The 13,589-nt window shown below is 72.6% G+C and carries 9 protein-coding genes and 1 pseudogene; 8 read left to right on the forward strand and 2 right to left on the reverse strand.

Translation table 11 applies throughout. The features are described from left to right. Positions 1 to 2: 2 nt before the first annotated feature. From AB0O76_RS06645 to AB0O76_RS06680, 8 genes are all read left to right on the forward strand, one after another. Positions 3 to 1,565, forward strand: a complete 1,563-nt coding sequence (locus AB0O76_RS06645; protein ID WP_365486127.1) for an FGGY-family carbohydrate kinase — start codon at positions 3 to 5, stop codon at positions 1,563 to 1,565. Further along, positions 1,558 to 3,072 carry an FGGY family carbohydrate kinase gene (locus AB0O76_RS06650; protein ID WP_365486129.1) on the forward strand — a complete coding sequence of 505 codons (1,515 nt, stop codon included), beginning with the start codon at positions 1,558 to 1,560 and terminating at the stop codon, positions 3,070 to 3,072. Before AB0O76_RS06645 ends, AB0O76_RS06650 begins: the two co-directional genes overlap by 8 nt. Then, complete coding sequence (locus tag AB0O76_RS06655; RefSeq protein ID WP_365486131.1) at positions 3,069 to 3,698, forward strand: histidine phosphatase family protein; 630 nt, start codon at positions 3,069 to 3,071, stop codon at positions 3,696 to 3,698. Before AB0O76_RS06650 ends, AB0O76_RS06655 begins: the two co-directional genes overlap by 4 nt. A 41-nt stretch (positions 3,699 to 3,739) precedes the next feature. Beyond that, positions 3,740 to 4,780, forward strand: a complete 1,041-nt coding sequence (locus AB0O76_RS06660; RefSeq protein ID WP_365486133.1) for a 2-hydroxyacid dehydrogenase — start codon at positions 3,740 to 3,742, stop codon at positions 4,778 to 4,780. A gap of 42 nt (positions 4,781 to 4,822) precedes the next feature. Beyond that, entirely contained in the window at positions 4,823 to 5,776 is a 954-nt protein-coding gene (locus AB0O76_RS06665) for an oxygenase MpaB family protein (protein WP_365486135.1), read from the forward strand. Next, positions 5,758 to 7,995 carry a serine/threonine-protein kinase gene (locus AB0O76_RS06670; RefSeq protein WP_365486137.1) on the forward strand — a complete coding sequence of 746 codons (2,238 nt, stop codon included), beginning with the start codon at positions 5,758 to 5,760 and terminating at the stop codon, positions 7,993 to 7,995. Before AB0O76_RS06665 ends, AB0O76_RS06670 begins: the two co-directional genes overlap by 19 nt. A 105-nt stretch (positions 7,996 to 8,100) precedes the next feature. Next, positions 8,101 to 9,651 (forward strand): NAD(P)/FAD-dependent oxidoreductase, encoded by a 1,551-nt coding sequence (locus tag AB0O76_RS06675; protein WP_365486139.1) that lies wholly within the window; start codon positions 8,101 to 8,103, stop codon positions 9,649 to 9,651. A 73-nt stretch (positions 9,652 to 9,724) separates the two neighbouring features. After that, complete coding sequence (locus AB0O76_RS06680; protein ID WP_365486352.1) at positions 9,725 to 10,342, forward strand: TetR/AcrR family transcriptional regulator; 618 nt, start codon at positions 9,725 to 9,727, stop codon at positions 10,340 to 10,342. A 147-nt stretch (positions 10,343 to 10,489) separates the two neighbouring features. Here the strand turns inward: AB0O76_RS06680 and AB0O76_RS06685 are convergent. Together AB0O76_RS06685 and AB0O76_RS06690 are read right to left on the reverse strand one after the other, a co-directional pair. Further along, positions 10,490 to 11,587 (reverse strand): annotated as a pseudogene (locus AB0O76_RS06685) (FAD-dependent oxidoreductase); the annotation flags it as partial. A 150-nt stretch (positions 11,588 to 11,737) separates the two neighbouring features. Then, positions 11,738 to 13,546 carry a serine hydrolase gene (locus AB0O76_RS06690; RefSeq protein WP_365486141.1) on the reverse strand — a complete coding sequence of 603 codons (1,809 nt, stop codon included), beginning with the start codon at positions 13,544 to 13,546 and terminating at the stop codon, positions 11,738 to 11,740. Positions 13,547 to 13,589 lie beyond the last annotated feature (43 nt).

Consider the following 13,589-nt stretch of genomic DNA (forward strand, 5'->3'; position numbering starts at 1 on the left):
TGATGTCCGTACTGACCATTGACGTCGGCACCACGATGATCAAGTCGGTCGTCTTCGACGACCAGGGCAAGGAGATCGCGGTGTCCCGGCTCGCCACCGAGGTCCTCCGGCCCCACCCGGGCTGGGCGGAACAGGACATGGACGCCGTCTGGAACGCCGTCGTCCACACCGTCCGCAGCGTGCTGGCCCAACTCGCCGACCCCGTCTGGCTGGTGTCCTTCACCGCCCAGGGCGACGGCGCCTGGCTCGTCGACAAGGACGGCCGCCCCACCGGGCCCGCGATCCTGTGGTCCGACGGCCGGGCCGGGGACCAGCTCATCGCCTGGCAGCGGGAGGGCGTTCTCGAAGCGGCCTTCCGTCGCAACGGCTCGCTGACCTGCGCCGGCATGCCCAACGCCCTCTTCAGCTGGCTCGCCGCCCACGACCCGGACCGCCTCGCGCGCTCCACCACCTCACTCACCGCCGCCGGCTGGCTCTTCCTGCGCCTCACCGGTGTCCGCGCCTGCGACGAATCCGACGCCTCCGCCCCGTTCCTCGACCACACCACCGGGGACTACGACCCACAGATCCTCGAACTGTTCGGCCTGAGCGCGTACCGCCGGCTCCTGCCGACCGTCCTCGGCGAGTCGGAGCGGATCGCCGAGATCACCGGCGACGCCGCGGGCCAACTGGGCCTCCCCGCCGGTCTTCCGGTCGTGATGTCCCCGTACGACATCGCCGCCACCGCCCGCGGCGTCGGCGTAGTCAACCCCGGCCAGGCGTGCAGCATCCTGGGCACCACCCTGTGCACGGAGATCGTCCGCACGGACGTCGACACCAGCGGCGAACCGTCCGGCATCAACATCGCCTACCGCGGCCGCGAGCGCGTACTGCGCGCATTTCCGACCCTCAACGGCGCCGAGGTGCTCGGCTGGGCAGCGCGGACGCTGGGTCTCTCCGGGCCGCCGGAGCTGGCGCGCCTGGCCTTCGAGTCCGAACCAGGCGCCCGCGGGCTGATGTTCCTGCCCTACCTCTCCCCGGCAGGCGAACGTGCCCCGTTCCTCGACCCGCGCGCCCGCGGCTCCTTCTGGGGGCTTTCCCTGGAGCACTCCCGCGCCGACCTGGCCCGCGCCGTGTTCGACGGGCTCTCCCTGGTCCTGCGCGACTCGCTGGCCGCCGCCCGTACGGACGTGAGCGAGCTGCGGCTGTGCGGCGGCGGCGCCAACAGCGACGCGTGGTGCGTGCTGATCGCCGACGCGACCGGCGTGCCGACCGCCCGCTCCGGCGACACCGAACTGGGCGCCAAGGGCGCCTTCCTCACCGGCCTCGTCCGCTCCGGCGCCGAGAGCAGCATGCACTCGGCCGCCGCCAAGTACGTCCGGATGCAGAGCAGTTGGGAACCCGACCCGGAGCGCGCACAGTTCTACGCCGCCCTGTACGAGGACTTCATCGGCCGGCGCGCCATCGCCCGCGAGGCCGGCTGGCGGGGCGGCGCCGTATGGCCGGGGAGCCGCGCCACCGGGCCTGCCGGGACGCAGCACGACGGAGACAGCAGCCCCACCGCCCCAGGAGACATCCATGTCTGAGACCCCTGCCGCCGACCACGCCCCCGCTTCCCTCGACGGCATCTGGCTCGGCCTCGACCTCGGCACCCAGAGCGCCCGCTGCGTCGCCGTCGACGGCACGGGGAAGACGCTTGCCGCCGCCTCCCGGCCGCTGATCAGCCACCGCGACGGCGTACGCCACGAGCAGGACCCCGAGCAGTGGTGGACCGCGCTGTCCGCCGCCTGCCGCGAGGCCCTGAGCGGCCTCGACACGCGGCGGATCCGCGGGCTCGCCATCGACGGTACCTCCGGGACGATCCTCATCGCCGACGCCGCAGGACGCCCGCTCACCCCCGCCCTGATGTACGACGACGGGCGCGCCGCCGATCAGGCGGCGACCGTCAACAACGCGGGCGGAGAAGTCTGGCGGGAGCTCGGCTACCGCAGCATGCAGCCGTCCTGGGCGCTGCCCAAGCTGCGCTGGCTCCTGGACCATGACGCCGCGGCGTCCGGCGCGGGCGTCCGGCTGCTGCACCAGGTCGACCTGATCACCTGGCGTCTTGCCGGACATCAGGTCGCCGCCGACGCCAGCCACGCCCTCAAGACCGGCTACCACCTGGTCGATGAGCGCTGGCCCCACAAGGTCATGGCCGAACTCGGCGTCCCCGAAGGTCTGTTGCCCGACGTCCTACGCCCCGGTAGCGTCCTCGGAACCGTGTGCGCCGATGCCGCGAAAGCCACCGGCATCCCCGAGGGCACCCCCCTCGTCGCCGGGATGACCGACGGCTGCGCCGCCCAGATCGGCGCCGGAGCCCTCGAACCCGGCGCGTGGAACTCCGTGCTCGGCACCACCCTCGTCCTCAAGGGCACCAGCACGCACCTGGTCCGCGACCCGGCGGGCGTCGTGTACTGCCACCGCGGCCCTGGAGAGAACTGGCTGCCGGGCGGCGCCTCCAGCAGCGGCGCGGGTGTCATCTCCCAGCACTTCCACGGCGAGAACCTGGACCTGCTCACCGAGCAGGCCGCCGCGCTCGACCCTGACGCGGTCGCCTACCCCCTGGTCTCCACCGGCGGTGAACGCTTCCCCTTCCGCGCCCCCGAAGCCGAACCCTTCATCCTCGGGCAAGTCCCCACCCGCGCGGCCGAGTTCCACGCCTATCTGCTCGGCGTGGCTTGCCTGGAACGGCTCTGCCTCGACTACCTCGACCACCTCGGCGCCCCCGTCGACGGACCGCTCACCCTCACCGGCGGCGGCGCCCGCAACCGCTACTGGTGCCGACTGCGCGCCGAGGTCCTCGGGCGTCCCGTACGCCTGCCGGAACAGGCCGAGGGTGCCATCGGCATGGCGGTGCTCGCCGCCACCTCCTCCGGTGCGAGCCTCCAGGATGCGGCCGCCGCCATGGTCCGGATCGGCGCGGAGATCGATCCGTCGCCGGACCGCACCGCCCGCTACCTCCCCCTCTACCTCCGCTTCATCGACGAACTCACCCGCCGCGGCTGGCTCGACCAGACCGTGGCCGACCACGCCCGCAGGAGGGCAGCGCAGTGACCGACTTCATCCTCGTACGCCATGGCGAAACCGTCTGGCACGCGGAGAACCGCTACGCGGGACGCACCGACGTGCCCCTCACCCGGCAGGGGCGAGAGCAGGCCGCCGCGCTCGCCGAGTGGGCCGTCACCGCGGAGCTCACGGCCGTCTGGAGCTCCCCGCTCTCCCGCGCCCGGCTCACCGCCGCCCCCGCGGCCGACGCCTGCGGACTCACCCCGCGCGTCGACGAGCGGCTCTACGAACTCGACTTCGGCGAAGGCGATGGCCTGACCAGGGACGAGATGCGGCAGCGCTTCCCGGAGCAGCTGGCCGCCTTCCTCGACGACCCGGTCGAGCACCATCTGCCCGGCGGCGAGGACCCGCGCAAGGCCGCCGCACGCGCCGCCGAGTGCCTGGCCGACATCGCCCGCGAACAGCCGAACGGCAGGGTCCTCCTCGTCGCCCACTCCACCCTCGTCCGGGTCCTGCTCTGCCACCTCATCGGCATCCCGCTCGCCGACTACCGCCGGGTCTTCCCCCAACTGCTCAACGGCGCGCTCACGGAGATCCGGATCGAGGACGGGCAGACCGCACTGCTGTGTCTCAACACCCCCGCGACGACCCCCCGGCCGCCCGCCTGCCACTGACCGGCCACTCGCCCGCACCGCCCTTCAGGAGAGACCCACCCATGAGCACCACCGTCCTCGCCGCCGGCAACCACTTCATCCGCCCGAGCCTGTTCACCGAGGCCGTGCGCGGCGCCGCCGGGGAGCTGCCGCTGGACGTCCGCGAGCTCCAATTCCCCTGGCCGCACACGCCGTTCGGCCCGGTCGCCGAGGTCATCGAGGCATCCGGCAGCGAGGACGAGATGATCGAGGCGCTCCAGGGCGTACAGATCTGCGTCACCGAGCACGGCCCGCTCACCGAGCGCATCCTCGCCAACTGCCCCGACCTGAAGCTGTTCTGCACCAGCCGCGGCGGCCCGGTCAACGCCAACCTCGACGCCGCGACCCGGCACGGCGTGGCGGTCTGCTACGCCCCCGGCCGCAACGCCACCGCCACCGCGGAACACACCCTCACCCTGCTGCTCGCCGCCGCCCGCGGCGTCGGCGACACCCACACCGACCTGCGCAAGGGCACCTGGCGCGGCGACTACTACGACTACGACAACTGCGGCATCGAGATCGACGGCGCGACCGTCGGCCTGATCGGCTACGGCGCCATCGGCAGCCGGGTCGCCAAGGTGCTGCGCGCCATGGGCGCCGAGGTCCTGGTGCACGACCCGTACGTACGGCCCGAGGCGCTGGAGGGTGTCGCCGAACAGGTCTCTCTGGACGAACTGCTGCGCCGCTCGCGCATGGTCTCCCTGCACGCCCGCGTCACCGACGAGACCAAGGGCATGATCGGCCGCGAGCAGATCGCCGCGATGCCCCGCGGGTCGATCCTGGTCAACTGCGCCCGCGGCGCGCTGCTCGACTACGACGCCGTCTGCGACGCGCTGGACTCGGGCCACCTCTCCGGCGCGGGCTTCGACGTCTTCCCCGAGGAGCCGCTGCCCGCCGACTCCCGGATCCTGACCGCCCCCGGCGTCGTCCTCACCCCGCACATCGCGGGCGGCAGCCAGCAGGTCGCGCACAAGGCCGCCGGCATCGTGGCCGCGGAGGTCGGCCGCTTCCTGCGCGGCGAGCCCTTGGAGCACTGCGCCAACCCCGAGGCGTTCAAGGGCTGAGGCCGGTCCGGGCGGCGTAGCCTGCCGTCAGGAGGTGGTTGTATGCGCGAGGCATCCTCATCGGGGCGCCCGGTGGCGGCCGACCCCGGGCTCTTCGGGCCCGCATCGGTGACCTGGCAGATGCACGGCGACCCGATGATGTGGGTCGCCGGGGTGCGCGCCCTGTATCTGCAGGCCCTGCATCCGCGCGCGGTCCGCGGCGTCATGCAGAACTCCGACTTCCGTAGGGACGCCTGGGGCCGCCTCATGCGTACCGCGAACTTCGTCGGCACCATCACGTACGGCACCACCGAGGCCGCCGAGCACGCGGGCGCGCGCGTACGGAAGATACATACGATGCTCAAGGCCACCGACCCGGACACGGGGGAGCGGTACCGCGTCGACGAGCCCGAACTGCTGCTCTGGGTGCACTGCGCGGAGATCGACTCCTATCTCCACGTCGCACGCCGGTCGGGGTTCCGGCTGACCGACGAGCTGGCCGACCGCTACGTCGCCGAGCACCGGGAGAGCGCCCGGCTCGTCGGGCTCGAGCCCGCCGACGTCCCCGCGACGACGGCCGAACTCGCCGCGTACTTCGAGCGCGTCAGGCCCGAGCTCGCCGCGGGACCCGAGGCGCGCGACGTCGACGACTTCCTCCAACGACCGCCCACCCACCCGCTGTTGGTCCCGGCGCGCGCCCTGCTGTGGCGCCGGGTGGCGAACCTTGCGTACGCCTCGCTGCCGCCGTACGCCCACGAGCTGTACGGCAGAACGGCCCCGCCGCCCGCGACGGTGACCCGGCGGCTCGTCACCACCGGCACCATCCTGCGCACCGTCCCCGCGCGTCTACGCTGGCAACTTCCGCCGAAGCACATTCTGCGAGCCATGGCCCGACTCGGGCCCGGCAGCCGCCCTGCCCCGTACAAACTCGACAGCCGGGCAGCCATACTGGACGGGCCGGGGAGGGCGCAGCGAGGCAACGGGGGCGACGGCACGAGATGGCGGACACCAGGCTGATCCAGGGCCGGTACCGGCTGCTCGATCTCATCGGGCGCGGTGGCATGGGCGAGGTGTGGCGGGCGCGCGACGAGTCCTTGGGGCGCAGAGTCGCCGTCAAGTGCCTCAAGCCCCTCGGGCCCCAGCACGACCAGTCCTTCACCCGGGTGCTGCGCGAACGCTTCCGGCGCGAGGCCCGCGTCGCGGCGGCGCTGCAGCACAGAGGGGTCACCGTCGTCCATGACTTCGGGGAGCACGACGGCGTCCTGTATCTGGTCATGGAACTCCTGGAGGGGCGCAACCTCAGCCAGCTCCTTGAGGACAACAAACAGCACCCTCTGCCCGTCGCGGACGTCGTGGAGATCGCCGACCAGGTCTCCTCCGCGCTCGCGTACACCCACGAACAGGGCATCGTGCACCGCGACCTGAAGCCCGCCAACATCATGCGGCTCACCGACGGCACCGTGAAGATCTGCGACTTCGGGATCGCCAGACTCGGCGCCGACATCGGCTTCACCTCCCGCCTGACCGGCACGGGCATCGCGATGGGCACCCCGCACTACATGTCACCCGAGCAGATCAGCGGCGCCCAGGTCGACCAGCGCAGCGACCTCTACTCCTTCGGATGCGTGCTGTACGAGATCGCCACCGGCGCCCCGCCGTTCGACCTGGAGGACGCCTGGGCGGTCCTCGTCGGACACCGCGACACACGGCCCGAGCCGCCGCGCAGCCACCGCGACGAACTGCCCGAGTACTTCGACAGGATCGTCCTCGACCTGCTCGCCAAGGAGCCCGACGAACGGCCCCGGGACGCACGGGAGCTGGGCCGCCGCATCACCGCGGGGCGCACCGTCCCCACGTACGTACCGACGGTCGTCACCCCGCCCGTGCACCGGCCCGAGCAGCCGCCGTCGCGCGAGCCGCGGCTGCCGTCGTGGACGCGCGGCATGACGACGGGCCACAAGGCGAACGGCACCTCCGAGCTGCGCACCACGCCGCCCGACGCGGCGGCGGGCCTGACCGGCGAGTGGATCCCGCGCGCCGACGCGCGCCGCGCCGCAGCGCCCCACCGGCCCGAACGGCCCACGCCGCCCCCGGAGTTGGTGGCCAGCCTCACCAGCAGACACAACGCGGGCCTGAGCCTGGGGCGGCTCGGGCGCTGGGCCGAGGCCGGCGAGGTGCACCGTGCGGTGGCGGCGGAGCGCGAGCACGCCCTCGGACCCGACCACCCCGACACGCTCGCAAGCCGCTACGAGGTCGGCTTCACACTCAGCCGCACCGGGCGGGCCGCCGACGCCCTGCGCGAGTACGGACGCGTCGCGCAGGGCAGGGAGCGCACCCTCGGCCCCGACCATCCGGACACGCTCGCCGCCCGGCAGGAAATGGCGTACGTGATGGGGCAGTTGGGTCGGCATTTCGAGGCGCACCAGCTGTACACATCGGTGCTCGCCGTACGGGAACGGACGGCTGGCCCCGACCATCCCGACACCCTGCGCTGCCGGCACAACCTGGCGTACAACCTCAGCAGACTGGGCCGCCTCGAGGACTCCTACCGGCTGGCCCGGCAGGTCGCCACGGCCCGGGCGCGCGTCCTCGGCGAAACGCACCCCGACACGCTCGTCACCCGCTACGAAGTCGCTTACGCCCTCGGCCAGTTGGGCCGCTGGCCCGAAGCCCTCCAGACGTACCGGGAGGTCGCCGACGCGCGGGTGCGGGCCCTCGGAGTCGACCACCCCGACACGCTCGCCGCCCGCTACGAGGTGGGGATCAGCCTGGGGCGCCTCGGGCGCAGCGGCGAGGCCCTTGAGCTGTACCGCGACCTGATCGACGACCGCACCCGGGTGAACGGTCCCTCCGACCCGGAGACCCTGCGCGCCCGGCACGGCCTCGGCGTGAACCTGGGCCGTCAGGGCCGCTGGGAAGAGGCCCTGGCCGAGGCCCGCGACGTCTGCGCGATCCGCGAGCGGATCCTCGGCGGCGACCACCCGGACACCCTGGTCAGCCGCCGCGAGGTCGCCGTGGGGCTCGGCTGGCTCGGCCGCTGGGCGGATGCGCTGACCGAATACCGGCGGGTCGCTGCCGCGCGGGAGCAGGTACTTGGCGCGGACCATCCGGACGCCCTCGCCAGCCGCAACGACGAGGCGCACTGTCTTGAGCAGCTTGGCCGTGGGACGGAGGCAGTGGAGTTGTACCGCCGGGTGGCGGCGTTGCGGCAGCAGCGGGCTTCTGGGGGGCACTAGCAGCGCCCCGAAGGGGCGCGGGGAACTGCGCGACCAGCCACGATGCACCCGCAGTAGTCAGTCGACGGTCCTGCCGCGCGCCGCGCGAACGTGCTACCAAGAGCTATGTCTCCTCGCGATCGCTACGACGCAGTCATCATCGGCGGTGGTCACAACGGACTCGTCGCCGCCGCCTATCTCGCCCGCGCCGGACGCACGGTGCTGCTCCTGGAACGGCTCTCCGGAACCGGAGGGGCGGCCGTGTCCAGCAGGCCCTTCGCCGGTGTGGACGCCCGGCTCTCCCGCTACTCGTATCTGGTCAGCCTGCTGCCGCGGAAGATCGTCCGGGAGCTCGACCTGGACTTCCGGGTGCGCACCCGCACCGTCTCCTCGTACACCCCGACCGAACGCGACGGCGTACCGACGGGGCTGCTCGTCGGCGGCGGCGATGCGCGGACGAAGGAGGCCTTCGCGCGGCTCACCGGAGGGCCGCGGGAGTACGAGGCGTGGCGTGAGTTCTACGGGATGACGGGGCGGGTGGCCCAGCGGGTCTTCCCCACGCTCACCGAACCGCTGCCCACCCGCGAGGCGCTGCGCGAGCAGGTCGGGGACGAGGAGGCCTGGCGGGTTCTGTTCGATGAGCCGATCGGTGTCGCCGTCGAGGAGCGCTTCGCCGACGACCTCGTACGCGGTGTCGTCCTCACCGACGCCCTCATCGGGACCTTCGCCGACGCCCACGACCCGTCCCTACGCCAGAACCGCTGCTTCCTCTACCACGTCATCGGCGGCGGCACCGGCGACTGGAACGTGCCCGTCGGCGGCATGGGCGCGCTCACCGGCGCCCTCGCCGCGGCGGCCCGCACGGCGGGCGCCGAGCTCGCCACCGACCACGAGGCCACCCGCATCGACACGGACGGCACGACCGCCGAGGTCACTTACCGGACGGCCGACCGCGAAGCCACCGTCGCCGCCCGTCACGTCCTGGTCAACGCATCGCCGCAGGAACTCGCGGCCCTGCTCGGCGACACACCGCCCGCCACGGCCGAAGGCGCCCAGCTCAAGGTCAACATGCTTCTCGAACGGCTGCCGCGGCTGCGCGACACCTCCGTCGACCCGCACGAGGCCTTCGCAGGGACCTTCCACATCGCGGAGGGCTATGGGGAGTTGGCGACCGCGTACGCCCAGGCCGCGGCCGGTGAGCTGCCCTCCGCCCCGCCGTCGGAGATCTACTGCCACTCCCTGACGGACCCCAGCATCCTCGCCCCGGACCTGGCGGAGCGCGGCTACCAGACCCTCACCCTGTTCGGGCTGCACACCCCTGCCCGGCTGTTCGCGGGGGACAACGACGCCGTACGGGAGGAACTGCTGAAGTCGACACTCGCCCAGCTGGACGCCCACCTCGCCGAGCCGATCGCCGACTGTCTGGCCACCGACGCCGAAGGGTGCCCGTGCATCGAGGCGAAGACCCCGCTCGACCTGGAACGGGACCTGCGTCTGCCCGGCGGCAACATCTTCCACCGGGACCTCGCCTTCCCCTACGCCCAAGCCGACACCGGCCGCTGGGGCGTGGAGACGCGGCACGCGAACGTCCTGCTGTGCGGCGCGGGCGCGGTGCGCGGCGGCGGGGTCAGCGGCGTCCCCGGGCACAATGCCGCCATGGCCGCGATGGGCGAATAGGCCCTGGTGGACTGGTGTACGGTCATGTGTCGTTGTCGTCAGGGGTGCGAGGCAGGAGAGGGGTGGCGTCACGATGGCCGCTCGTCGCGCGGAGGGTGCGCCGACCTTCACCGAGCAGGCCCGCCGCCGCCAGCTCATCGAGTGCACGATCGACCTGATCTCCACCAAGGGGCATCCGGTGACGTCCCTCGCGGCCATCGCGGAGCGGGCGGGCCTGTCCAAGGCCGCCGTCCTCTACCACTTCTCGTCCAAGGACAACCTCACCCGGGCGACGCTGGAGCACGTCCTTGCGGAGTTCACGTCGTACGTCAATGAGCGGGTGGCCGCCGAGCCCGACCCGCGCGCGGCCGTCGTCGCCCACGTCCGCGCGATGATCGGCTACCAGCAGGCGAACCGCCGCCACGTGCGTGTGATCACCGAGATGCTCCTCGACGACGAGGGCGGCACCCGGCTCAAGACGCCCGGCGGCCACGACACGGCGGGCCGCTGGAACGCCCTGGCCGACCTGCTCGCCGCAGGGCAGAAGGCCGGACAGTTCAGGGAGTTCGACCCCGCCACCGTGGCCCTCGCCATCGGCGGCGCGATCGACGGCGTGGTCGCGCACTGGCTCGCCCACCCCGAACTCGACCTGGACGCGGCGGCGGACGAGCTGGAGACGTTCACGCTGTACGCGATCGAGCGACGCGGCTGAGCCACAGGCCGCCCTCCAAGCGGGTGCGCCCCGAAGGGGCGCGGGGAACTGCGCGGCCAGCCACGACACAGCCGCAGACGAGCGACGGCATCCTCGCGGCACTTCCCGCGGAGCGCTCAGCGGCACCGGAAGCCGGTCACCCCTGAGCGTGCCGTCCAGGGCGGGCCTGAGCAGCATCTCGTGCTCGCCCAACTGCTGTTTCTGCGTCACCGCCATCGGCAGCCTGCGCCGCTTCTGCACCCGCTCCAAGTCGCGTACGCCGACCTCGCCGCGCCGCAGCGGCCCCGCGAGGAGCCGGGCGGCCGCGACGGCGTCCTGCACCGCGAGGTTGACCCCGACGCCGCCGACCGGCGACATGATGTGCGCCGCGTCGCCGATGCACAGCAGCCCGTCCCGATACCAGCGCGGCAGCCGCCCCATGGTGACTTCGAGCAGCTTGACGTCGTCCCAGGAACGGATGGCCTCCATCGCATCCCGGTCCCAGCCGAGCAGTCCGCCGAGCCGCTCGCGGAACCACCCGATGCCGCGGGCCCGCAGCTCGCCGTCCGTGCCCTTCTTGATGAGGTAGGAGGTCTGGTAGTAGTCGCCGCGATCCATCGTGGCCGCCACCTGACCGTCACGGATGCTCATGAACACCCGCCCGCTCTTGGTGTCGTCGCGCGGCGCGGGCACCCGGACCTGCCACACGTCGATGGGTACGTCGAAGAAGTCGGGCCGCAGTCCCGCCGCCTCGCGCACCAGGGAGTGCCGCCCGTCGCAGGCGACCGTGAGATCGGCCGCGAGCTCGCCGGGTGTGCCGTCCGGGTCGGTGTAGTGGACCCCGGTGACCCGTCCGTCCTCGTCGGTGCGCAGACCGGTGACTTCGGTCCGCATGCGCAGCGTGAACGACAGCTCCTGTGCGGCCGCGCCCGCGAGCAGATCGAGGAAGTCCCACTGCGGGACCATCGCGATGTACTTGTGCCGGCCGGGGATGCGCCGCAGGTCGCCCGCGACGACGGTGGTCCCGTCGATGTGCATCCGCATCTCCCGCAGCTTGCGGGCGGGCAGCCGGGCGAAGCGTGCGCCGAGGCCGAGCTCGTCGAGCAGCCGGAGCGTCGAGGGGTGGACGGTGTCCCCGCGGAAGTCGCGCAGAAAGTCCCCGTGCTTCTCCAGAACCGTCACCTCGACACCGGCCCTGGCGAGCAGCAGCCCGAGCATCATTCCCGCGGGCCCGCCGCCCACCACACAGCACGTCGTACGTTCCATGCTTGCGCCCTCCCTCGTCGCGTGCGGCCACTCTAACCGATCGGTCAGATGTCTGACCGATCGGTTAGAGCCCGCGTCGCGCCCGGGAGTTGGGGCTGTTGCTCAGTCGGTTGCTCAGCCGGTTCCTCAGTCGATTCCTCGGCCAGATTCTCAGTCGGCCGATGTCGCCCAGCCCACCGCCTCGATGCGCGCGGCGTCGGCGGGCCGTGCCTCGTCGAAGGCCGTACGGTCGCCGTCCTCGACCCGCAGCCCGTCGGCGTACGCGCCGCGCCCCACGTACAGCTGGTCCGTCGTGTACCGCCAGCGCAGCCGCACCTGCTCGCCCTGCCAGGCCGCGAGGTCCGCGGTGAGGCGGTGCCAGACGCGGCCCGACCAGCCGGTGGCCGTGCCGTCGGGGTGCGGGAGCGGGTCCGCGCCATCGCGCGCGGTGGTGAAGGGCACCGCCTGCCAGGTCCCGCCGTCGTCGCGCGATGCCTCCAGACGCAGCAGGTCCGAGCCGGGCTCGGTGTCCCACCACAGCGCGCAGCGCAGCCGCGCCCGGTCCGTGGTGAGGGTGAGCGGCGGCAGGGCCAGCGTGGCCGATGTCGCGTTCGCCATGCCGGAGAACCAGGCGGTGCGGCCGCGCGCGGGGCGCACCGGGACGGCGCGGGCCATGCGGTTCGCGGCGGCCACCCTGGGCGCCGAGCCCGAGCGCCAACTGCGCACCGGGTGAACCGAGTTGCCGAGTACGACCAGGAAGGAGTCGGTCGTCGGGTCGAGGACGAGCGAGGTGCCCGTGAAGCCGGTGTGGCCCGCGGTGCGCGGAGTGGCCATCGCTCCCATGTACCAGTGCTGGTAGAGCTCGAAGCCGAGGCCGTGCTCGTCGCCGGGGAAGGCGGTGTTGAAGTCGGTGAACATCAGCTTCACGGACTCGGCGGTGAGGATGCGGGAGCGGCCGTAGGCCCCGCCGTTGAGCAGCGTACGGCCGAGGATCGCGAGGTCCCAGGCGCAGGAGAAGACGCCCGCGTGTCCGGCGACGCCGCCGAGCCCGAAGGCGTTCTCGTCGTGCACCTCGCCCCAGACGAGCCCGCGGTCGAGGCCCGACCAGGGCAGTCGGGCGTCCTCGGTGGCGGCGATCTTCGGCTGCCAGGAGGCGGGCGGGTTGTAGCGGGTGCGGCGCATCCCGAGGGGAGCAGTGATCTCGTCGTGGAGCAGTGCATCCAGCTGACGACCCGTGATCTCCTCAAGGACCAGCTGGAGCGAGATCAGATTCAGGTCCGAGTAGAGGTACTTGGTGCCCGGCGGGTTCAGCGGAGCCTCGTTCCAGATGAGGCGCAACTGCCCCTCGCGGGTGGGCTCCTTGTAGAGGGGGATCCAGGCGCGGAACCCCGAGGTGTGCGTGAGCAGTTGGCGGACGGTGATGTCCTGCTTGCCCGCGCCCCCGAAGTCGGGGAGGTACGAGGCGACTTCGGCCTCAAGCTCCAGCTTGCCCCGCTCGATCTGCTGCACGGCGAGCAGTGAGGTGAACAGCTTGGAGACGGAGGCGAGATCGAAGACCGTGTCCTTGGCCATGGCGATCTGCCGGTCGGCGGGGAACTCGACGCCGGTGTCGGTCTTCTCGTCGTACGCCGCGTAGCGCACGGCCTTGCCGATGGGCTGGTGCAGGGCGACGGTGCCGCCGCGGCCCGCGAGCAGGACGGCGCCCGCGTACCACGGGTGCTTGGGGGAGGGGTCGAGGAACCGCTCGGCGTCGACGACCAGTTGCCGCAGATGTCCGGCGAGCAGCCCGGCCCGCTCGGGGGTGCCGGGGCGCAGTGTCGGATGCCCGTCGCCGGTCGCGGACCCCGCCGCCGCTGCGGCAGGACCCGCGGGGAACGGCACCAGGGCGAGCGCCCCGCCCAAGGCCAGGGCCCTGGTGCCCAGTTGGCGTCGGCTCAGCCCGCCATCTGCTCTGTCCGCCGCCCCGCCGTCCTCGGCCATGACCGTGCCCCCCCCCTGAAACTATCTTTCGAGATCGCCAGAG

Source organism: Streptomyces sp. NPDC086554 (genome assembly GCF_040686095.1).
In the GTDB taxonomy this organism is placed as follows: domain Bacteria; phylum Actinomycetota; class Actinomycetes; order Streptomycetales; family Streptomycetaceae; genus Streptomyces.